This window comes from Silicimonas algicola (assembly GCF_003148765.1).
In the GTDB taxonomy this organism is placed as follows: Bacteria; Pseudomonadota; Alphaproteobacteria; order Rhodobacterales; family Rhodobacteraceae; genus Silicimonas; species Silicimonas algicola.
The window spans coordinates 579,389-600,125 of the sequence record NZ_QGGV01000001.1; the positions used below are offsets into that span (position 1 = coordinate 579,389).

The following is a 20,737-nucleotide window of genomic DNA, read 5'->3' on the forward strand; positions in this document are numbered from 1 at the left end:
CATCCTGTCGGCAAAGCGTATGGCACGTCATGGGGCGGCCAGACCTCCCTTGCCGAGGTTTACGCCCAGTTTCCGCCCCGGAAGACCGGCACCCTTTCGCCCGCCACCGTGATGCCGTCGATGTCGGTGTCCGGCGCGCCGATCATCCAATCGACGTGGATGAGGCTGGAGTTTCCGCCGAGCGCCGCGACCTCGTCGTCCGACAGTCCCTTGGTGCCTCCGAGGCAGTCCTTGTAGCACTGGCCGAGTGCTATGTGGCTGGCTGCGTTCTCGTCGAAGAGCGTGTTGTAGAACAGCACGCCCGACTCCGAGATCGGCGAGGCGTAGGGCACGAGCGCGACCTCGCCCAGGCGCCGCGCACCCTCGTCGGTGTCGATGAGCTTGAGGAAGACCTCCTCGCCCCGCGTGGCCTTCGCCTCGACGATGCGACCGGCTTCGAAGCGCACCTCGATGCCTTCGATCAGGGTGCCCTGGTGGGCGAGCGGCTTGGAGGCGCGGACCGTGCCGTCGACGCGGTCCTTGTGCGGGGTCGTGAAGACCTCTTCCGTCGGGATGTTGGGGTTGCAGACGACGCCGTTTTTCGCTTCGGAGGCCCCGCCCATCCAGATGTGCCGGTCGCCGAGACCGACCGTCAGGTCGGTTCCCGAGGAGCGGAAATGCAGCGCGTGGAAGGCCTGGCCGTTGAGCCAGTCGCGGCGCGCGGCGAGTTCGGCGTTGTGCGCGACCCAGGCGCCGGCTGGATCGTCGCGGTCGACGCGCGAGGCGGCGAAGATCGCCTCGGCCAGCCTCGCCTGCGCCGCATCGGCGTCGAGGTCGGGGAAGACGAGTTGCGCCCAGGCCCGACCGGGATAGGCGGAGATGTTCCAGTTGATGTCGAAGCCCGAGATCTTCTCGAGGGCGGGCTTGTAGGCGACGGAGTTCGCCTTCGAGGCACGCGCGACCTTGCCTGCGTCCATGTCGGACAGCGCCATCGGGTTGTCGGCGACGATGGCGAGACGCGCGGCGTTGTTGCCGTAGGCCTTGGCCATGCCCTCGTAGAGCCAGGACGGGGCACGGTCGAAGGTGTCGTCGTGGCCGTGGCGATAGCGCGCCCGCGTGATCTCTTCGTCGGACAGGAGCGCCGTGACGAGCCCGGCACCCGCCTTGTAGGCTTCGGCCGTCACGCGGCGCACCAGGGGAAGGGCTTCCGCCGAGGCGGTGACCACGAGGTCCTGCCCGGGCTGGAGGTTCAGGCCGGTGCGGACCACGACCTGTGCGAGACGGTCGAGGGACGCGGTGTCGAAGGGGAGGGCGGTGTCGGTCATGGCGGTCCTTTCGGGCTGTCCGACTGACTTAAGCGCGACCGCTTCTGGACGAAAGGCCAAACAAAAAACGCGCCCCGAAGGGCGCGTGATCTGAATAACGCAACGGATGCGTCAGGCGGCGCGACGAGCTTCCTCGGCCGCGGCGGCCTCGGCTGCGTGGCGACGCTCGCTTTCTTCGCGCGACAGCGCGACGGACGTGCGGACACCCTTGCCCACGAATTCCATCAGGCCCTTGACGACGCGCTCGTTCGGGTCGATCCCGGCACAGGACAACACTTCGCGCCCATCCCGCGACCGCGCCCAGCGGGCGATCTGGTCGGGACCGTTACCATATTTCTTGTCATCGGCGATGGCATCGTCGAGAGCGGCAAGCACAACGGCAGCGAAGAGTTTCCGCGCCCGGTTGCCCTGCTCGTGATTAAAAGCCGTGCCGTCCACAAAATCTGCCATGCTGTGTCCTATTTTTGTTGCTCTTACCGCATCTGACTGGCGTGCCGCCCCTTATGACGGTTTCACGACAGCATTTGTTTGTCTATTTCGGAATGACTGCTATGCGTCCAGCGCATGGCCAGCCTTCCTCGGGTGGGATTTTGGGCCGCTTGCAGCCCCACTGACGCTGGAATATAGGGTCTCGGACCACTGAATCAACAAAAACATCGGTTCACTTCATGCCAAAGATCAACGGGAACGAGATCCGCCCGAGCAACATCCTCGAGCATCAGGGCGGCCTCTGGGTTGCCGTGAAGGTCGATCACGTCAAGCCAGGCAAAGGCGGCGCCTTCGCCCAGGTCGAGATGAAGAACATCCGCACGGGCACAAAGCTGAACGAGCGGTTCCGTTCGGCCGACAAGGTCGAGCGGGTCCGGCTCGAGCAGAAGGACCAGCAATTTCTCTACGAATCGGACGGGATGCTGGTGTTCATGGACACCGACACCTACGAGCAGGTCGAAATCCCGGCCGACATCCTGGGCGAGCGGCGGCCGTTTCTTCAAGACGGGATGACGGTGGTGGTCGAATACTATGACGCCGAGGCCCTTTCGGCGCAGTTGCCCCAGAAGGTGACCTGCACGGTGACCGAGACCGAGCCTGTGGTGAAGGGCCAGACGGCGGCGAACAGCTTCAAGCCGGCGATGCTGGACAACGGTGTGCGCGTGATGATCCCCCCCTTCGTCGGCGAAGGCGAGAAGATCATCGTGAACACCGAGACGATGGAATATTCCGAGCGCGCCTGAGCCGACCGGATCGTAACGAAGGGCCGGGAAGGGACGCCTTCCCGGCCCTTTTTTGTCACTTCAGGTAGGGATCGGGATCGACGCTTTCGAAACCCTCGCGCACCTCGAAGTGCAGGAACGGCGGGTTGGCCCCGCGAACGACGGCGATCTTCTGCCCGCGCTGAACCGTGTCGCCTTTCTTCACCGCGATGTCGTCCACCCCGGCATAGACCGTCAGGAGGTTGTTCTCGTGCCGAAGGACAAGGATCGGCACCTGGTCGGTGTCGCGCGTGATCGCGGCGACCGTTCCGCCATCGGCGGCGACCACGTTGGCGCCGGCCGCGGCCGAGATGCCGATGCCCTCGTTCTTGCCCTTCTCGAAGGGCCGGATGATCCTGCCCTGCACGGGCATCCGCAGCCGCGAGGTGTCGGAGGCGACGGTTTGCTGGGTGGCGACCGGCGTCCGGACCGGAGCGGGAGCGGCGGCGGCCGCGACGGGGCGCGCATCTTCTTTCGGCAGGGGCTGTGCGGCCGAAGGGGGGAGCGGGGTCGGTGACCCGACGCCCGGTGTCGCGACCGAGGCCACCTCGATGGTGTCGATCGAGGCGGTTCGGGTCGGGATCAGGACGTACTGGCCGACGCGGAGCGCGAGGTCGGGGCCGAGCCCGTTCCACTCGGCCAGCGAGGCGACCGGGACGTCGTAGAGACGCGCGATCGAGAAGGCTGTCTCTCCCGGCGCGACCTGGTGCCGTGTCGGTTGACCGCCTGCCACCCCAGCCGGCAGCCCGGCCTGACCTTCGGCGCGGTCGATGGCGCTGCCGGCGATGGTGGTGACATCGAGGCTTCCGGGTCCGCCCGCCGCCGGTTCGCTGACCCGGCGCGGAAGCGCCACGATCTCGCCGTCCCGCAAGGTCACGCCCTGTGGAAGGGCGTTGTAGCTTGCGATCTCGGCGGCTGGCAGGCCGACCCTCGCCGCCACGCTTTCGACCGTGTCGCCGCGTCGCGCCACGGCGACCTGGTAGCCCGGATAGGAGACCACGCCGCGTGCGTCGGGAGCCGGCCTTTCGCCGGTGACGTTCTGCACCGCGTCCGAAGTATCGAGAACCCCGGCGTTGCCCCTGAGATCGAAGTCGAAGTTTCCGGCATTGTCGCAGGCCGTCAGCGCCAGGGCGCCGACCGCCAGAACGGTCAGCCGCACCGGGAAAGCCATTTTGGTCATATGCTCGCTCCTCACCACCACTCGGGCCCTCTTGCGGGGTCCCTTCGTACCGGCCGTCATTCCGGCCCCATACCCTCGACGAGGGGGACGAACCGAACCTGCCGAAGCTCCTCGTATTCGAAGCCCGTCTCGGTCCGGGTCACCTTTATCAGCGCCTGCACGGCATCCGACTGTCCAACCGGCAGTACCATGATACCGCCAGTTTTCAACTCTGCCAACAAGGGAGCGGGCGGATCCTCGGCGGCGGCCGTAATCATGATGCGGTCGAAGGGGGCCTGATCCTCGAGCCCTCGCGTACCATCGGCGGGAAAGGCGGTGATGTTGACGAGCCCGAGGCGGTGGAAGACCTCCTGCGCTTCGGCCACCAGCCGCTTGTGCCGGTCGACCGTATAGACCCGGCGGGCCAGAAGCGACAGGATCGCGGCCTGGTAGCCCGAGCCGGTGCCGATCTCGAGAACCTTGTGGCGCGGCTCGACCTTCAGGGCCTGCGTCATCAGGCCGACGACCGAGGGCTGGCTGATGGTCTGCCCGCAGGCGATCGGCAGAGGCATGTCTTCGTAGGCGCGGTCGGCGAAGAGACCCTTCACGAAGGCGCCCCGGTCGATCTTCTCCATCGCCTCGAGCACGCGCGTGTCCCGGACGCCGCTTTGCCGCAGGGCGAAGACGAGCTGCATCCGCTGCTCGTCGGTCATCATCCGTCGAACCGGCCGCGAAGGTCGGCGATCAGGTCGTAGGCCGTGAGGTCGGCACGAAGCGGCGTGACCGAGATGTAGCCGTCTATGTTTGCGGTGACGTCGGTGCCTTCGCCCGTCGGGTGGTGCTGGGGTCCGCCGCGCACCCAGAGGAACATACGGCCCGAGGGAGACAGGTGCGGCTCGACGCCCATTGTGGTCTTGTCGCGCCAGCCTTGCGTCGTGATGCGGATGTCCCTGGTCTCGTCCGCCGTGCAGGGCGGGAAGTTGACGTTGTAGAAGACCTGGTAGCCGCGGGTTTCCCATATTCCCTGGTCGAGGATCGCGCGCACCGTCCGCACGCCGTGAACTGCGGCGGATTCGAAGGGATTGTCGAGGGACGCGTTGCCGGGCCCGTAGAACTGCGACAGGGCGATGGAGGGGATGCCTTGAAGCGCGCCTTCCATCGCACCGCCGATGGTGCCGGAATAGAGCACGTTCTCGGCGGCGTTGTTGCCGCGGTTCACGCCCGAAAGGATCAGGTCCGGCTTCGTGTCCTTCAGCACCTCGTGGATGCCGGCGAGGACGCAGTCGGCGGGAGATCCCTCGGCGGCATAGCGACGCTCGCCGAATTTCGACAGCATCGTGGGATGGGTGTAGCTGATGCAGTGGCCGACCCCCGACTGCTCGAAGGCCGGCGCCACGGTCCAGACTTCGCCGTCGGGACCAGAGACCTCGTGCGCGATGGCAGCGAGGGTCTCGAGCCCCGGAGCGTTGATGCCGTCGTCGTTCGTGATGAGAATGCGCATGTTTTCCGCGCCCCTTGAGCCTGTCAGCCCCTGATTAGGCGAGGGGGCACTGGGGGGCAAGGTCGAGACCTTGCGTATTTCAGGCAAGATGAAGCGTCAGAGCTGCGCGAGGATGGCGCGGGCCACGTCGCCGGGCTGTGTGAGCGACGCGCGGTCCTCGCCCGGGAAGAAACGCGCCCGGGTCGCGGTCGGCATCGGAGGCGGCGATGCGATGACGACGCGCGGTCCGGCGGAGGTCGCCTCGGCCTGCCAGCTTCGCGCCAGCGCGATCTGGGCGGCTTTGGTCGCGCCGTAAGCGCCGAAGAACTTCTGCCCCGCGCGAGGATCGTCGAAAAAGAGCGCCGTTCCGCCGTCCGGCGCGGCGCGCAGGAGGGGCGCCAGGAAGGGGATGAGGGTCGCGGTCGCCGTGACGTTGACCGCGACGGACTTCTGCATGTCCTTCGCGTCGACATGATCGGCAGGCGACAGGGGCGCCACATGGACCGCGGCATGGACCCAGAGATCGACGTGGCCCCAGCGGTCGTGGATCGACCGGCAGAGCTCGGCCATCGCCGGGGTCAGAGTAACGTCCATCGGCGCCAGGGTCGCGACACCGCCTTTCGCGCCGATACGGTCGTCTAGCTCTTCGAGGGCGCCCACGGTGCGCGCGACGGCGACGATGTGGTGTTCGGGGGCCAGTGCCTCGGCCAGGGCCGCGCCGAGGCCGCGCGAAGCTCCGGTGATGAGGGCGATGCGCGTCATGGGTCCGTGCTTTGACCGGCGCGCCCCCGGTGGTCAACCCCCTTCGCGGGACGTATCACGGGATTGCCACTTGCTTCACCTGTTGATCGTTGTCACAGTCAACTAACGTGCGAAAGGGGAGGTTCGCTTGGAACGATCCTTCGACCGGGAGATCGAGACGCTCTCCCTCGGGGAGGGCGATGTCTTCCACGGGGAGGGCATCCTTGCCGTGACGAAGGCCCTGCTCCAGTCGGGCGTCTCGTATGTCGGTGGCTACCAGGGCGCGCCCGTATCCCACCTGATCGACGTCATGGTCCAGGCCCGCGGCCTGATGGGCGAACTTGGCGTCCACGTCGAGCCTTGCACCAACGAAGCGAGCGCCGCGGCGATGCTGGGCGCGTCGATCATGTATCCCGTGCGCGGCGCGGTGACGTGGAAGTCCATCGTCGGCACCAATGTCGCGGCCGACGCGCTGTCGAACCTGTCGTCGCCCGGCGTCATGGGCGGCGCGCTGATCGTCATCGGCGAGGACTATGGCGAGGGCGCGAGCGTCATCCAGGAGCGCTCCCATGCCTACGCCATGAAGTCCGCGATCTGGCTGATGGACCCGCGCCCCGACTTGCCGACAATCGTGAAGTGCGTCGAACATGGCTTTCTGCTGTCGGAGGCTTCGAACACGCCTGTCATGCTCGAGATGCGGATCCGGGCCTGCCACGTTCAGGGGAGCTTCGAGACGAAGGATAACGTGGCGCCCAAGGTCTCGATGAAGCAAGTCCTGAAGGAACCTGCTCCGCACAAGTATGACCACCTCGCCCACCCTCCGGTGACCTTCAGCCATGAGAAGCGGAAGTACGAGACGCGGATGCCGGCTGCGCGGAAATACATCCGCGAGGCCGGGTTGAACGAGGTGAGGGGCGGGCGGCACGGCGAGGTCGGGCTGATCGTACAGGGCGGGATTTATAACGCGCTGATCCGCACGTTGCAGGAACTTGGCCTTGCCGACGGCGAGGGCAATTCCGAGATCCCGATGCTGGTGCTGAACGTCGTCTATCCGCTGGTGCCCGAGGAGATCACCGGCTTCGCGGAAGGCAAGTCGGCGCTTCTGGTCGTCGAGGAGGGCCAGCCCGAGTACATCGAGCACGAGGTCGGCACCATCCTGCGGCGCGCGGACCTTCAGGTGAAGCTGTCGGGCAAAGATCGCTTGCCGATGACGGGGGAATATCGGTCGGAGGATATCCTCGCCGGCGTGGCCGGGTTCCTGCGGGATCACATCCCCGCGCTGTCGAACCGGGTTGCCGACGCCGCCTATGCCGAAGAAGTCGCGGATCTGAAGGCGCAGGCGCGCGCGCTGCTGGAGAAGCCGATCCCGCCGCGTCCGCCGGGTTTCTGCACGGGCTGTCCTGAGCGGCCCTTCTTCGCGGCGCTGAAGCTGGCGGAAAAGGACATCGGGAAGGTTCACTATTCCGCCGACATAGGATGCCATGCGCTCGCGACCTTCGCGCCCTTCAACTTCGGCAACTCGATCCTCGGCTATGGCATGAGCCTTGCCTCCAACGCAGGGGTTTCGTCCTTTCAGGAGAGGCCGCCCCTTGCCGTGATGGGAGACGGCGGCTTCTGGCACAACGGGCTTCTCTCGGGCGTCACCTCGCGGCTCCTGAACGGCGGCGACGGCGTCCTCGTCATCATGAAGAACGGCTATACCTCGGCCACGGGCACTCAGGAGCTGGTCTCGTCGCCCTCGCAGGACGAGAAGCTCGCTGCGGCGGAGAAGAGTGCGACGGGCGATGACCGCACCATCGAGGAGGCGCTGAAGGGCGTCGGCGTCAAGTGGCAGCGCACCGTTCACACCTACCGCGTGGGTGAGATGAGGAAGACCCTGATCGACGCTTTCCGAAGTCCATTCAAGGGGTTGAAGGTCATCGTGGCCGAGGGCGAGTGCCAGCTCGAACGCCAGCGCCGCGTCCGGCCTTTGCGCGCCGAGGCGCTGAAACGGGGCGAACGCGTGATGCGCACGCGCTTCGGCGTCGACGAGGATACCTGCACGGGCGACCATTCCTGCATCCGGCTCTCGGGCTGTCCGACGCTGACGGTGAAGGCGTCGTCCGACCCGCTGAAGACCGACCCGGTGGCGCATGTCACGAACGGCTGCGTCGGCTGCGGCCTCTGCGGCGAGAACGCCCATGCCGCGACGCTTTGCCCGTCGTTCTGGCGCGCGGACATCGTGTCGAACCCGAACTGGTGGGACCGCCTGAGAACGCGGCTCGGTCGGCTGGCGGGGGTGCCCGCATGAACGCGATGACCGAAGTGAAGGCGCCGCTGCGGATCCTGATCTATGCGCTTGGTGGCGAGGGCGGGGGCGTCCTGATGAACTGGATCGTCGCCGCCGCGCGCGCTGCGGGACGTCCGGTGCAGGCGACGAGCGTGCCGGGCGTGGCGCAGCGGACGGGGTCCACGACCTACTACATCGAAGTCGCGGAGGCGGGGACGCGGCCGGTCTTCAACCTCGTGCCCATGCCCGGCCGCGTCGATGTGCTGATCGCCAGCGAGTTGGCGGAAGCCGGGCGCGCGCTCGAGGCGGGGTATGTCTCGCCGGGGCTGACGACGCTGATCGCCTCGACCGGGCGGACCTTCACGACGGCCGAGAAGATACAGCTTGGCGACGGGCGCTACCCTTCCGACAGGGTGATCGGCGCGGCGGAAGCCTTGTCGAAGGAGGCGGATCTGCGCGACTTCACCGCGATGGCCGAGGACGAGGGCACCTACATCAGCGCTGTCCTCTTCGGGGCGGCGGCGCGCGCGCTGCCCTGGACCGTCGAGGCGTCGCGCGCGGTCGTCGAGGGCCGGGCGAGCCTTGCGGGCTTCGACCGGGCAGCCGGACCTGGCGACACGGACGGCGTGCCAGAGGACATCGACAAGGGGGCCGACGCGGTCGGGTCGCTGACGACGGACGAGGCGGAGGGCGTGGCGCGTCTTCCCGACCACCTGCGCGGGGTGGCGTCCCTTGGACACGAACGCTGTGCCGACTATCAGGACCAGTCCTACGCGGACCTTTACCTCGAACGCCTTGCGCGCCTGTCGATGGAGGCCGGCGACGATCAGGCGTCCCGCCACGCGCTCTCCGAGGCCGGGCGCCGTCTGGCCCTCTGGATGTGCTACGAGGACATTTCGCGCGTCGCCGACTTGAAGACGCGGCCCGAGCGCTTCGACCGAATCCGGTCCGAGGTCCAGCTGACGCCGGGCCAGCACCTTTCGGTCACCGAATACCTCAAGCCCCGGCTGGAAGAGATCGCGGACGTCCTCCCGACTGGCATGGGGCGACGGCTGCGCGCGCGGGCCGAAGCCGGACGTAGCCTGCCGTTTCTCGGAAAGGGCCGCTATGTCCGCTCGACCGGACCTGTCGGCTTCCGTCTTCTTCGCGCGGTGGCCTGGATCGGACGGTTCAGGAAAGGTTCGCTGCGGTATGCCGAGGAACAGGCCGAGATCGCCGAGTGGATCGACACGATGGTCCTGGCGCTGAAGCAGGATCCTGCCTTCGCCGAGGCCCTGGCCGAGTTGCCGCGCGTCCGGAAAGGATATTCCGACACCGCCCTGCGCGGGCTTCGGGCCTATCGCCTGATCCGCGCGCGGATCGTCGAGCCGGCCCGGATGGCCGGTTTCGGCGCGAACAGTGCCGACCGCCTGCGGGGCGCCATCGCCGCCGCCATGGCGGACGATACACATGCCGCACTCGACGCTTTCCTCGCCCCTGCCGGGGGAGAGGCGGCCGCATGAACACCTTGCCGCGTCACATCTCAAGCCGGGCTGAATACCTTCTCCGGCTTTCGGATTGGCGCTATCTGACAGCGGTCTCTACCGCTACACTTGAACGATACGGCGCGAAGCCGATCGGTTGAACTGGGAGGAATACCAATGAAACGTCGCACTCTGTTCGGTGCTCTCGTCGCGACTGCGGCTGCCGTCGGCTTTGCCGGCACGGCCTCGGCGCAGGAGTTCACCTTCAAGCTGCACCACCTGCTGGGCGCTCAGGCTCCTGCACAGACCAACATGCTGGAGCCCTGGGCGCGGCAGGTCGAGGAGAACTCGGGCGGCCGGGTGAAGATCGAGATCTATCCCGCGATGTCGCTTGGCGGCACCCCGCCCGAACTGGTTCAGCAGGCCCGCGACGGTGTCGTCGACCTGATCTGGACCGTGAACGGCTATACCCCCGGCCAGTTTCCCCGGACTGAGGTGTTCGAGCTTCCGGGCGTCTTCGTCAACGACATCAAGGCCACCAACCTCGCCATGTACGACATGTTCGAGGAAAGCCTGAAGGACGACTACCAGGGGCTCGAGGTCATGTGGCTGCACGTCCACGCGGGCCAGGCCCTGATGACGGTCGACAAGGAGGTCCATTCCCCGGCCGACCTGGCGGGGATGAAGATCCGCATCCCGTCGCGCACCGGCGCCTGGGTGATCGAGGCGCTTGGTGCCTCGCCGATCGCCATGCCCGTGCCGGAAGTGCCGGCTGCACTGTCGAAGAAGGTCGCGGAAGCCACGCTTCTGCCCTGGGAGATCATCCCGCCGCTGAAGCTCTACGAGCAGATCGACTATTTCATCGAGGGCGCAGACCAGACCCGGTTCGGCACCACCACCTTCCAGGTCTCGATGAACAAGACCCGCTGGGACAGCCTGCCCGAGGACATCCAGAAGGCGTTCAGCGACGCATCGGGTCGCGACTGGTGGGCCCAGGTGGCCGACGCCTGGCGCGCTGGCGACGACTTCGGCATCAAGATGGCGACCGACAACGGCAAGACGCACGTCACGCTGACGCCGGAAGAGACGCAGGTCTTCCTCGACACGCTCGAGCCCGTCCAGCAGCGCTGGATCGACGAGGTCTCGAGCAAGGGTCTCGACGGCGCCGGCCTCGTGCAGTCCGCCAAGGACGCAGTCGCGGCCAACTCGCAGTAGCATGAGCGCTGCTCACGCATCCGGGACGAGGCTTCACGGCCTCGTCCTTCGCATATCGACCGCCTGGGCGATCCTGGGCGGGCTCGTCCTGCTGGCCGTGGCGCTGATGAACGTGGCCTCTGTGCTGGGGTTCGCCATCCTGAACCGCTCGTTCGTCGGCGATTTCGAGATGACCGAGGTCGGTGTCGCCATCGCCGCCTTCGCCTTCCTGCCCTACTGCCAGATCGCCGACCTGAACGTCACGGCGGACATCTTCACGGCGCGCGCCTCGCGGTTCTGGCTGTCGGTCTTCTCGCTTCTGGGCGCTATCATCGCCTTGGGCTTCGGCCTGCTTCTGACCTGGCGCATGTACGCCGGCATGATCGACCAGAAGACCTATGACGCCACGACCGCGACGCTTCAGATTCCGCTCTGGCTTGCCTATGCGGGATGTCTTGTTTCTCTGGTCCTTCTCGTCGTTGCGAGCGCCGCGTCGCTGATCGAGGCCGTTCACGCCATGTCGCGCAAGAGGACCTGATGGACCCCATCACGCTTGGCGTCGCAGCCCTCGTCGTCCTCGTTCTCCTGATCGCGATCCGGATTCCCATCGCCTATGCGATGATCCTCGTTGGCGGCGTGGGCATCGTGATGGTCAACGGCCTTCCGATCCTGCTCAGCCAGATGAAGACGCTCGGCTGGGGCATCTTCTCGAATTACGGTCTGTCGGTCGTGCCGATGTTCGTGCTGATGGGTGCGCTCGCATCCCGGGCCGGTCTGAGTCAGGACCTGTTCCGGGGCGCGAATGCCTGGCTCGGCTGGATGCGGGGCGGCACGGCCATGGCCGCCATCGCCGGATGCGCGGGCTTCGGTGCGGTCTGCGGGTCGTCCCTCGCCACGGCTTCGACGATGGGGCGCGTGGCCCTGCCGGAACTGGCGCGCTATCGGTACTCGGGCGCGCTGGCGACGGGGTCGCTTGCCGCCGGGGGCGTCCTGGGGATCCTGATCCCGCCGTCCGTGGTCCTCATCATCTATGCCATCATCGTCGAGGCGAACATCGTGACGATGTTCGCCGCCGCGATGATCCCGGGCCTGCTAGCCGTCGTCCTCTTCATTCTGACCATCGCAGTCTATGTCACGATCTGGCCCGAGGCCGGCCCCGCGCATGACGGTGTCGACCGGGCCGAGTTCCGCGCGGCGACGCTTGGCCTGATCCCGGTCATGGTGATCTTCGGCATCGTTCTCGGCGGCATCTACGGTGGCTACTTCAATCCGACCCCGGCGGCGTCGGTGGGCGTCGTGCTGGTCTGGCTCTACGGCATCGTCAAGCGCACCATCGGCTGGGAGGCCATCAAGGACTCTCTGCGCGAGACGGCGGGCACCACCGGCATGATCTACCTGATCCTGTTCGGCGCGGAACTGATGAAGATCCTGATGAGCCGCATCGGCCTGCCCCAGGCCACGGCGGAGTGGATCCTTCAGTCGGGCTATGCGCCCATGACGGTCATGGTGATCCTCCTGGTGGCGCTGATCCTGCTCGGCTGCCTGATGGACTCGCTCTCGATGATCCTTCTCGTCGTGCCGTTCTTTTGGCCGGTGCTGATCGAACTGAACGGCGGTCTCTACCAGCCGGCCGAGGGCGCGGGCTTCGGCATGTCGACCGAGGATCTGAAGATCTGGTTCGGCATCCTCGCCCTGATCGTCGTGGAACTCGGTCTCATCACGCCGCCCGTGGGGATGAACGTCTTTGTCATCTCGGCGCTCGCCAAGGACATACCGATGTCCGAGACGTTCAAGGGCGTGATGCCATTCTTCCTGGCCGAACTGGTCCGCGTGACGGTGCTGGTGATGTTCCCCGCGCTGACGCTGTGGCTCCCGTCGGTGCTGTCGGGCTGATACGCCTCAGCGCAGCCCGTCCTCGCCCTTGACGTCCCAGGCCTCGAGCCCGCCCATCCGCGAATGCACCCGGCCGCCGCAGGACATGGCGAGGGCGAAGACGATCTCGTCCGGCGCGGGTCCGTCGGACAGCCCGACCTCGATCCCGTCGAAGTGAGAGCGGACATAGGCGGCGTTGATGTGGCCAAGGGGGATGTCCAGACGCGTGCCGACGCCGCCCTTCTTCATGCAGGAGGGCACGATGGCCTTCGACTCGTTCAGAAGCCCGCGCATCGCGTAGCCGCCGGGGACGTGCCAAAGCGCGCCGTGTTCCAGTTCGCCCGCCGAGCCGACGATGGCGCCCTTGCCGTAGCCGTCGATGGCCTCCTTGCCGCCCAAGGCCGCGATCAGGCGCTCGCTCATCTCGTGGCCGAGCGGCTTCAGGTCGTCCATCGCATCCTGAAGATGCGGGTCGTGCCGTCCGGCGAAGGGGTTGCGCACGCAGGCAAGGATCGCGCCGAGGCGGCGCGGCGTCTCGGGCGGCGGCCCGCCGTCGTGGCGGATCTCCTCGATGACGAGGTGCATCTTGCGGACGGGGAAGTCAGGCATGGGCGAGGACCTCTTCTGTGGTGACGGTCTGGCCGTTCAGCGTGAGCGAGGCGGCGAGGATCAGGTTTCGCATGCGATACCGTCGCGCGGCGGCGAGGCCCGCGGCGAGGGCTGTGGCCGTGTCGCCAGGTGAAAGTGGCCCGACGCCCGTCGTGACGGGCCGGTCGCCGAGGTCGCTGTCGGGGGCGAGGTCGCGGGCCGGTGTACGCTTGATCGAGAGATGGCCGGGCAGGTCGACGGCATTGGCGATGAGGGTGGCGGCGGCGTCGGCCTCGGCGGCCGTTCGTGCGAGGACGGTCACCGCGTCGGCGATGCCGAGAGAGTGGCTGCGCCCGCGCCATCCCGAGGTGGCGAGGCCGCGGGCGGCGTCACCGTGGCGGATCGTGACGGGTCCGGCGGGAGAGGCCGCCGTGAAGCTGGCGCCCGGCGCGAGGTGAAGCGCGATGTCGCCGCCGTTGTTGACGTAGGCCTTGGTGAGCGTGCGCCGGGTCATGGCGGAGAGGATCTCGTCCGCAACTGACCCTGCGACGGCGGCCATGGGTGTGACGAACTCGGCGAAGGGGGCGACGGCGCGGGCCATGCGCTGCGCCGTCGTGCCCCCAAAGGGCTGGGCGTCGAGGGGACGCCTCAGGCGTGGAAGCTCGGCCACCAGTTCGTCGAGGATCGTGCCGAAGCGGCGCGCGGCGTCGGCCAGCGCGGCCTCGCGGCCGGGCCCCTCGGCATCGACGATCAGGTCGATGGGCCCGTGGTTCAGGTGCAGCCGCCGGCCGTCCGGCAGGAACGTGATCTGCGGGCCCGTCATCGTCCCGCCCCGCGGACTTCGCTGCCGTCGCCGTATTCGCCGCCTGTCCGAAGCACGTCGTCGAGCGACCGGATCGCGCCGTCGTGCCCGCCGAGCGATACATACTCCTCTCGCGTCGTCGTGAATTCGAGAGGTGCGACCAGCGCAGGCGTCGGCACATAGCCGAAGGCGCGGTCGGGCACCTGTGTGACGTCCACCATGACGGTGATGCCGCCGCCCGGCCAGACGTAGACCGGCGCGCCGCCCACGGTCACGCGGGTCCTTTCGTCGTGAACCGAGCGCGTGAGGTTGATCGGGTTCCGCGTGACGCCCGAACGGAGCGATCCGCCCGCCCCGCCCATGAAGAGGACCGTGCAAAGTGCTGGCTCGCAGTTCTGGGCGATGAGGTCCACGGAGGCGCGCAAGGGGTCCGGCATGTCCCGCAGGACCGGCGTCAATGCATCGTCCAACTCGTAGAAGGCCGAGTGTTCGCCTGTGGTCGAGACCATGAGCAATGTCAGCCCCGGCCGCGCCCCCTTGACGACGCGCCAGTCGCCGAGGATGGCGAGCGGATCGGTGATGTCCGTCCCGCCCCAGCCAAGGCCGGGCTGGGCGACCTTGAAGTAGCGCCCCGGCGTCGAGCGGTGGCCCTTGATGCGGATGCCGGTGTCGGGCCAGTCGATGACCTTGCCGGCCTGGTGTTCCGAAACGACGCCGGTGATGTGGTCGTCGACCACGACGACCTCGTCCACCAGACCCTTCCATTGCGAGGCGAACATCCCGATGGTGGCCGATCCGCAGCCGACGCGCATCCTGACCTCGGGCACGCCGTCCACAACCGGCGCGCGGCCCGCCTGAACCAGGACGCTCGAGCCGCCGTCGACGGACAACTCGACCGCTTCCTTGTTGCAAAGCGCCATCAGGGCGTCGCAGGTCTTGCGCCCTTCGGCCTTTGAGCCGCCGGTCAGGTGGTCGACGCCGCCCAAGGACAGCATCTGGCTGCCGTACTCGGCGGTCATCACATGGCCGACGACCTCGCCATCGTACCGCACGGGGGAAGCCTCGTCGCCGAGATGCCGGTCGGTGTCGATCTTCACCTTGACCCCGCAGTAGGAGAAGATCGCCTCGGTCACGACCGTGACGCAGTCGACGCCCTCGATTTCGCGCGAGACGATGAAGGGGGCGGGCTTGAAGTCGGGATAGGTGGTGCCCGCGCCGATGGCGGTCACGACGACCTCGTCGCCCGACACGGCCGCCCCGTCCCAGTCGGCAGCAAGGAAGGGCTTCACCGCGTCGCCCTGCGCGATTCGCCGGTCGAGGAGGATCAGCGGATCGACCCGCACGATGCGCCCGTCGTCGTTGGCATAGCGGTCGCAGGCGCCCGCGCGGCCCGGCGCAATGTAGCACATGACCGGGCAGGCGTCGCAGCGGATCTTCTCGGAGCGCGATGCGTCGGTCATGGCCGGTCGCCTGACAGGGCATCTGCGATGAAGCCTTCGGGATCGCTCACGAAGGCCCGGTACAGCTCGAAATGCGTGGTGTCCCGATACCCGATGGGCGACAGGCCGCGGTGCGTGATCTGAAGGACAGTCGCCCCCGGCACGGCCATGAGGATGGGCGAATGGGTGGCGACGATGACCTGGCTCAGGGCGCTTTCCTGCAGCCGCGCGAAAAGTCGGAGAAGTTCGATCTGCCGGGTCGGCGACAGCGCGCTTTCCGGTTCGTCCAGAAGGTAGATGCCCTGCCGGTCCATCCGGTCTTCGAAGAAGCGGATGAAGCCCTCGCCATGCGACCACGACAGGAAGTCGGGGGCGGCTCCGCCAGTCTCGACAGCCACCTTGTCGAGGTAGCGCGCGACCGAGAAGAAGGACTCCGCCCGGAAGAACCAGCCGTCGGTGACCTTGGGCAGCCACCCCGCCCGAAGCGCGTCGGCGAGTCCGGCGCCGCTTCTGTCCAGTGCGCCGTCGTGATCGACCGGGCGATATCCCTTGCCGCCGCCGGCTTCGTCGTACCCCGCGAGGGCGGCAATCGCTTCGATCAGGGTGGATTTCCCCGAGCCGTTCTCGCCGACGATGATGGTGACGGGCGTCGCGAATTCCAGGTCGAACCTGTCCGGATCGAGCCAGGGAAGGTTCATCGGATAGGTCGTGCGGTCCGTCATGTGCTCCGGGATCAGCGACAGCCGCTTGAGGAAGGGCGCGGGCAGCGCGGTGTCGCGGCGCTTACGTGCCATGCCGCGCCTTCCCGATCGCCGCCAGCACCCGGTGGGGCAGGGCGGGGACGTGGGTGATCCGCGCGCCGCTTGCGTGGCGGATGGCGTTCAGGATCGCGGGCGCGGTGGGGATCAGGACGTGCTCGCCCAGGCCTCGCGCGCCGAAGGGGCCTTCGGGGTCGGGCTTCTCGATCAGGATCGGCGTGATGCGGGGCATGTCGCCGATGGTCGGGATCAGGTAGTCGTGCAGGTTCTCGGTCCGGCCCGGGACGAACTCCTCCATCAACGCAAGACCCAGGCCCTGGGCGATGCCGCCCTCGACCTGGCCCCGCGCCAATGTCGGGTTGATGGCGCGGCCCAGGTCGTGGGCGGCGGCGATGTGGAGGACGCGCGTGGTGCCGAGCGCCATGTCCACCTCGACCTCGGCCAGTTGCGCGCCGAAGCCGTAGACGGCGTAGGGTGCGCCCTGGCCGTCGGCGTCGAGCGCAGTCGTGGGTGGGTCGTACGTCTCTTCGGCGGCAAGGACATAGCCGTGACTGTCGGAAGTCAGGGCGGCGAGATCGATGTCTTGGCGGGTGCCGCCGTCCTCGACTGACAGGCGTCCGGCGGAGAGCCGGATCGACGCGGTTTCGGGCAGGTTCGTTTGCCGCAGGATCAGAGCCCGAAGCGCCTCGCCCGCCGCCTGCGCCGCGCGGCCCGTCACGAAGGTCTGGCGCGAGGCCGAGGTCTTGCCGCAGTCGGGCGTGAGCGCAGTGTCTGGCCCCACGATCTCGATTGCGTCGAGCGGCACACCGAGGGCATCGGCGGCGATCTGGGCGATGACGGTATTCGAGCCTTGTCCGATGTCGGTGGCGCCCTGGTGCAGGCAGAGGCGGCCTGCGGACGTGATGCCGATGCGGACGGTGGAGGGATTGGGCAGCGAGGTGTTGCCGCAACCGTACCAGCAGGAGGCGACGCCCACGCCGCGCCGGGTGACGCCTCCGCCTCGGTTGTGGGCCTCGGCAGCCTCCAGCGCCACCTCCCAGTGGGGCGCAAGCGCGTCGAGGCAGTCAGCCAGACCGACCGACGGCAGGGTCTGACCGCAGGTGGTGCGGTCGCCGTCGACGAAGGCGTTCGCGCGCCGGAAGGCGAGGCGGTCCATCCCGAGCGCGAGCGCGAGGTCGTCGTAGAGCACCTCCTGCGCAATGGCCGCCTGCGGGACGCCAAAACCGCGGAAGGCGCCCGAGGTGGGTCCGTTCGTGTGGATCGCCCGCGCCGTGGCGCGGTAGTTTGGCGTGCGATAAGGGCCAGAGGCGTGGACCGGCACGCGGCTCGCCACGGTAGGCCCCCAGCTTGCATAGGCGCCAGTATTGAAGGCGCCGTCGAAGCGCATGGCGGTGATGCGGCCCTCGGCGTCGGCACCGATCCGGGCCGTCATCGTTCCCGGGTGCCGCTTGGTGGAGGCGAGCATGGATTCGCCCCGGCCCCAGACCATGCGACAGGGTTTGCCCGTCTTCAGCGCGGCGAGGCCGATCAGCGGCTGGACCGAGAGATCGAGTTTTGCGCCGAACCCGCCGCCCGTCGCGGTGGGGATGATCCGGACGCGGTCGGGCGGGAGGCCGAGCACCTTTGCAGTCTCGTCGCGGTCCATCACGGGGGCCTGGGTGCAGGCCGCGATGATGAGCGTGTCGCCCTCGAGCCAGGCGATGCCGGCTTCGGGCTCGATATAGGCGTGTTCGACATAGGACGTGCGGAAGGTGCCATCGGCCACATGCGCCGACGCGGCGAGTGCTGTCTCGGCGTCGCCGGTCGAGACGCGGCCCTCGATCAACAGGTTGCCGGGACGGCCTTCGTGAAGAAGCTGCGCCCCATCCTTGGCGCCCTCGGCCTCGGTCAGGCTGTAAGGATGCGCCTCCCAGGTGACCGGGAAGGTCGAGAGAACCAGCGCCTCGACGAGACTGGCCTCGCCCACGACGAGGGCCACGGCCTCGCCCAGGTGACGGACGATGCCATCGGCGAGCGCGGGCTGGTCGGCGAGGTGGGGAATGACGCCGAAGCGGTTCACGCCGGGAACGTCGGCGGCGGTCAGGACGGTGACGCCGGGATGCTCCACCGCCCAGGCGGCAGTGTCGCCGAGCGTGAAGGCCGCGTGGAAGTGCGGGCTGCGCACGGCACGCACGACGAGGGCGTCGCGAGGGCCGACGTCGGCGCCGAACATCTCGGTGCCGTCGACCTTGGGCCGTCCGTCCAGGCGTCGGACCGGCGCGCCGACTGACTGGCCGGGGGCGGGCATCGTCTCGGCCGGGCGGGGGCGCGACGCACTGAGGACGGCGGCCACGATGCTGGCGTATCCCGTGCAGCGACAGAGAACGCCGGACAGCGCGGTGCGGACCTCGTCCTCGGTCGGATCGGGCGACGCCGACAGAAGCTCGGCGGCAGCCATCATCATGCCGGGGGTGCAGATGCCGCACTGGGCCGCGCCCTCGGCGAGGAATGCGTCCCTCAGACGGTCCGCCGCGCCGCCGCTCCAGGTCTCGAGCGTCTCGATGCTGGCGCCGTCGGCCTGACCGGCCGGAACGAGGCAGGCGCAGGCCTGCCGCCCGTCGATCAGCACGGTGCAGGCACCGCAGTCGCCCGCGTCGCAGCCGACCTTGACGCTTTTCAGCCCGAGGTCGTCGCGCAGCACCTCGGACAGGCGCCTGTGCGGGTCGGTCTCGACCTCCTGACGTTCGCCGCGGATGGTGAAGGACAGCGTCATGCGGTCACCTGCGCCAGGGCGCGTCGCACGAGTTCCGCCGACGCGTGGGCCCGGTAGGGCGCGTCCGCGCGCACATCGTCGATGGGCGAGAGGGCCTGTGCCACGAGATCGTCGGTCACCAAGTGAGGATCCAGAGGCTGGCCGACAAGCGCCTTTTCCAACTGGGTCAGACGGACGGCGACGGGACCGCAGGCTCCGACTGCGACTGCGGCCTGCTGCACGATACCCTCGACCAGGGACACGCGCACCGCCACCATCGCGATCGAGATGACGAGGTGCCGCCGCGCGCCGAGCTTCAGGAAGTGGCCCGCGCCCTCCAGCGCCTCGGCGGGCACCCTGATTGCGACGACGATCTCGCCCGCCTCGCGTGCCGTCCGGCGTGGACCTGTCAGAAATTGGTCAAGCGGCAGGCTGCGTTCACCGTCCTTCGTCCGCAGGACGACCTGGGCGTCGAGCGTCAGAAGGGGCGGGACGCCATCCGCCGCGGGCGAAGCGTTGCAGAGGTTGCCCGCGATGGTGCCGCGGTTCTGGATCTGGGGGCCGCCGACCTCGCGCGCCGCGAGCTGGAGGCCGCGGCAGGCCGGAGGAAGCTCGGCGGTGGCGATGTCCGTCCAGGTGGTCGTGGCGCCGATGGTCAGCCCGCTGTCGTCGTGGAGGATGCCGCGCAGGGTCGGTATCCGGCTGATGTCGAGCGTGCGTCCGGGCAGGATCTTGCGCGCCGTCGCGGCAAAGAGATCGGTGCAGCCGGCGGCGATCCGCGTCTCGCCGTCCGCGAGGACCGCAAGAGCCTCGTCAAGCGTATCGGGCCTGAGGTAGGCTTCCGTCATGGCGCCCGAAGGATTGTTGGTATGCAAGCGACATGTTGCTAGAGGCACCGCAAGCTGTCAATGAAGTTGCCATGAGCGACGACAAGGCTTCGGACTACCGGCTCTCGGATCAGGTGGGGTTCAACCTCCGCCGCGCGAACCAGCGTCACATCGCCATCTTCGCCGCGCATGTGGACGGGCTGACGCCGACGCAGTTCGCGGCCCTGGCCCGGCTCTACGAGAAGGGCCCCTTGTCGCAGAACCTGCTGGGACGCCTGACGGCCATGGATTCCGCGACTATCAAGGGTGTGGTCGAGCGGCTGAGGGCCAAACACCTCGTCACCTCGGGGCCCGACCCCGATGACCTCCGCCTGCGACGCGTTGAGTTGACGGACGACGGCCGCGCGGCCTTCGAGGCCGCCCAGGCCCGCGCGCTGGTGGCGGGGCAAGAGACCCTTGCGCCTCTCGACGCCGACGAAGCCCGCGCCTTCGAGGCGCTTCTGGAGAAGCTTGTCTGACATGGTGCGTCTTGTCCTGATCCTCGCGGTGATCGCCGCCATTGCCTGGGCGACGAAGCCGGACGAAGAGAAGGCCGAGGCGACGCTGCGCGAACAACTCATCCTCGCCGTCGGCCGGGCCGACGTGGGCGACAGCGGGTCGGCCGGACGCGACCTGGCGCTGGCGGTCTGCAAGATGCGGCCCTCGGACTGCTACGAGCTTGTCCGGCCCGAGATCGACACGGTTTACACGGACTATGCCCTTTTCTCGCGGTTCGACATCGAGGGGCTGGGGAAAGAGGCGACCTGCTACGGCGCCTTCACCCGTTTCTTCTGTCCGGGCGGGCTGAAGGACATCTGAGC

General features: G+C 67.9%; 20 protein-coding genes. 8 read left to right on the plus strand and 12 right to left on the minus strand.

Features of this window, described 5'->3' with window-relative positions:
- Positions 1 to 59: 59 nt before the first annotated feature.
- Both C8D95_RS02975 and C8D95_RS02980 read right to left on the minus strand, forming a co-directional pair.
- Positions 60 to 1,304, minus strand: a complete 1,245-nt coding sequence (locus tag C8D95_RS02975; protein ID WP_109757627.1) for an aminopeptidase — start codon at positions 1,302 to 1,304, stop codon at positions 60 to 62.
- Positions 1,305 to 1,415: 111 nt separating this feature from the next.
- Positions 1,416 to 1,754: a DUF6280 family protein gene (locus C8D95_RS02980; protein WP_109757628.1), complete on the minus strand. Its 339-nt coding sequence runs from the start codon at positions 1,752 to 1,754 to the stop codon at positions 1,416 to 1,418.
- 218 nt (positions 1,755 to 1,972) lie between these two features.
- Between C8D95_RS02980 and efp the strand changes: the two genes are divergently transcribed.
- A complete protein-coding gene (gene efp, locus C8D95_RS02985) occupies positions 1,973 to 2,536 on the plus strand; it encodes an elongation factor P (RefSeq protein ID WP_109757629.1) in 564 nt (187 codons plus the stop codon).
- A 55-nt stretch (positions 2,537 to 2,591) separates the two neighbouring features.
- Here the strand turns inward: efp and C8D95_RS02990 are convergent, their stop codons facing one another.
- From C8D95_RS02990 to C8D95_RS03005, 4 genes are all read right to left on the minus strand, one after another.
- The gene (locus C8D95_RS02990) at positions 2,592 to 3,734 is read right to left on the minus strand and encodes a M23 family metallopeptidase (RefSeq protein WP_206508423.1); all 1,143 of its coding nucleotides are present in this window, start codon (positions 3,732 to 3,734) and stop codon (positions 2,592 to 2,594) included.
- A 56-nt stretch (positions 3,735 to 3,790) separates the two neighbouring features.
- Positions 3,791 to 4,426, minus strand: a complete 636-nt coding sequence (locus tag C8D95_RS02995) for a protein-L-isoaspartate(D-aspartate) O-methyltransferase (RefSeq protein WP_420902656.1) — start codon at positions 4,424 to 4,426, stop codon at positions 3,791 to 3,793.
- Positions 4,426 to 5,214 carry a 5'/3'-nucleotidase SurE gene (gene surE, locus C8D95_RS03000; protein WP_109757631.1) on the minus strand — a complete coding sequence of 263 codons (789 nt, stop codon included), beginning with the start codon at positions 5,212 to 5,214 and terminating at the stop codon, positions 4,426 to 4,428. Before surE ends, C8D95_RS02995 begins: the two co-directional genes overlap by 1 nt.
- 96 nt (positions 5,215 to 5,310) lie before the next feature.
- The gene (locus tag C8D95_RS03005; RefSeq protein WP_109757632.1) at positions 5,311 to 5,955 is read right to left on the minus strand and encodes an SDR family NAD(P)-dependent oxidoreductase; all 645 of its coding nucleotides are present in this window, start codon (positions 5,953 to 5,955) and stop codon (positions 5,311 to 5,313) included.
- Positions 5,956 to 6,082: 127 nt separating this feature from the next.
- On the opposite strand from C8D95_RS03005, the gene C8D95_RS03010 reads away from it, so the two are divergent.
- From C8D95_RS03010 to C8D95_RS03030, 5 genes are all read left to right on the plus strand, one after another.
- Complete coding sequence (locus C8D95_RS03010; RefSeq protein WP_109757633.1) at positions 6,083 to 8,224, plus strand: thiamine pyrophosphate-dependent enzyme; 2,142 nt, start codon at positions 6,083 to 6,085, stop codon at positions 8,222 to 8,224.
- Positions 8,221 to 9,705 (plus strand): indolepyruvate oxidoreductase subunit beta family protein, encoded by a 1,485-nt coding sequence (locus tag C8D95_RS03015; protein WP_109757634.1) that lies wholly within the window; start codon positions 8,221 to 8,223, stop codon positions 9,703 to 9,705. Before C8D95_RS03010 ends, C8D95_RS03015 begins: the two co-directional genes overlap by 4 nt.
- 138 nt (positions 9,706 to 9,843) lie before the next feature.
- Positions 9,844 to 10,881 carry a TRAP transporter substrate-binding protein gene (locus tag C8D95_RS03020; protein ID WP_109757635.1) on the plus strand — a complete coding sequence of 346 codons (1,038 nt, stop codon included), beginning with the start codon at positions 9,844 to 9,846 and terminating at the stop codon, positions 10,879 to 10,881.
- Position 10,882: 1 nt separating this feature from the next.
- The gene (locus tag C8D95_RS03025) at positions 10,883 to 11,398 is read left to right on the plus strand and encodes a TRAP transporter small permease (protein ID WP_109757964.1); all 516 of its coding nucleotides are present in this window, start codon (positions 10,883 to 10,885) and stop codon (positions 11,396 to 11,398) included.
- Entirely contained in the window at positions 11,398 to 12,753 is a 1,356-nt protein-coding gene (locus tag C8D95_RS03030) for a TRAP transporter large permease (RefSeq protein ID WP_420902657.1), read from the plus strand. The genes C8D95_RS03025 and C8D95_RS03030 overlap by 1 nt, the downstream gene beginning before the upstream one ends.
- A gap of 6 nt (positions 12,754 to 12,759) precedes the next feature.
- On the opposite strand, the gene C8D95_RS03035 is transcribed toward C8D95_RS03030, so the two are convergent.
- The 6 genes from C8D95_RS03035 to C8D95_RS03060 are packed head-to-tail and all read right to left on the minus strand — an operon-like array spanning position 12,760 to position 19,898.
- Positions 12,760 to 13,341 (minus strand): amino acid synthesis family protein, encoded by a 582-nt coding sequence (locus C8D95_RS03035; RefSeq protein WP_109757636.1) that lies wholly within the window; start codon positions 13,339 to 13,341, stop codon positions 12,760 to 12,762.
- Positions 13,334 to 14,143: a UPF0280 family protein gene (locus C8D95_RS03040; protein ID WP_109757637.1), complete on the minus strand. Its 810-nt coding sequence runs from the start codon at positions 14,141 to 14,143 to the stop codon at positions 13,334 to 13,336. The genes C8D95_RS03035 and C8D95_RS03040 overlap by 8 nt, the downstream gene beginning before the upstream one ends.
- Positions 14,140 to 15,582, minus strand: a complete 1,443-nt coding sequence (locus C8D95_RS03045) for a 6-hydroxynicotinate reductase (RefSeq protein WP_109757638.1) — start codon at positions 15,580 to 15,582, stop codon at positions 14,140 to 14,142. The genes C8D95_RS03040 and C8D95_RS03045 overlap by 4 nt, the downstream gene beginning before the upstream one ends.
- Positions 15,579 to 16,355 carry an AAA family ATPase gene (locus C8D95_RS03050; RefSeq protein WP_109757639.1) on the minus strand — a complete coding sequence of 259 codons (777 nt, stop codon included), beginning with the start codon at positions 16,353 to 16,355 and terminating at the stop codon, positions 15,579 to 15,581. Before C8D95_RS03050 ends, C8D95_RS03045 begins: the two co-directional genes overlap by 4 nt.
- Positions 16,345 to 19,071 (minus strand): molybdopterin-dependent oxidoreductase, encoded by a 2,727-nt coding sequence (locus C8D95_RS03055; protein WP_109757640.1) that lies wholly within the window; start codon positions 19,069 to 19,071, stop codon positions 16,345 to 16,347. The genes C8D95_RS03050 and C8D95_RS03055 overlap by 11 nt, the downstream gene beginning before the upstream one ends.
- The gene (locus C8D95_RS03060; protein ID WP_109757641.1) at positions 19,068 to 19,898 is read right to left on the minus strand and encodes an FAD binding domain-containing protein; all 831 of its coding nucleotides are present in this window, start codon (positions 19,896 to 19,898) and stop codon (positions 19,068 to 19,070) included. Before C8D95_RS03060 ends, C8D95_RS03055 begins: the two co-directional genes overlap by 4 nt.
- Positions 19,899 to 19,969: 71 nt before the next feature.
- On the opposite strand from C8D95_RS03060, the gene C8D95_RS03065 reads away from it, so the two are divergent.
- Together C8D95_RS03065 and C8D95_RS03070 are read left to right on the plus strand one after the other, a co-directional pair.
- Positions 19,970 to 20,395, plus strand: coding sequence for a MarR family winged helix-turn-helix transcriptional regulator (locus tag C8D95_RS03065; RefSeq protein WP_109757642.1), 426 nt, complete (start codon positions 19,970 to 19,972; stop codon positions 20,393 to 20,395).
- Between the two features lies 1 nt (position 20,396).
- Positions 20,397 to 20,735: a hypothetical protein gene (locus C8D95_RS03070; protein ID WP_109757643.1), complete on the plus strand. Its 339-nt coding sequence runs from the start codon at positions 20,397 to 20,399 to the stop codon at positions 20,733 to 20,735.
- Positions 20,736 to 20,737 lie beyond the last annotated feature (2 nt).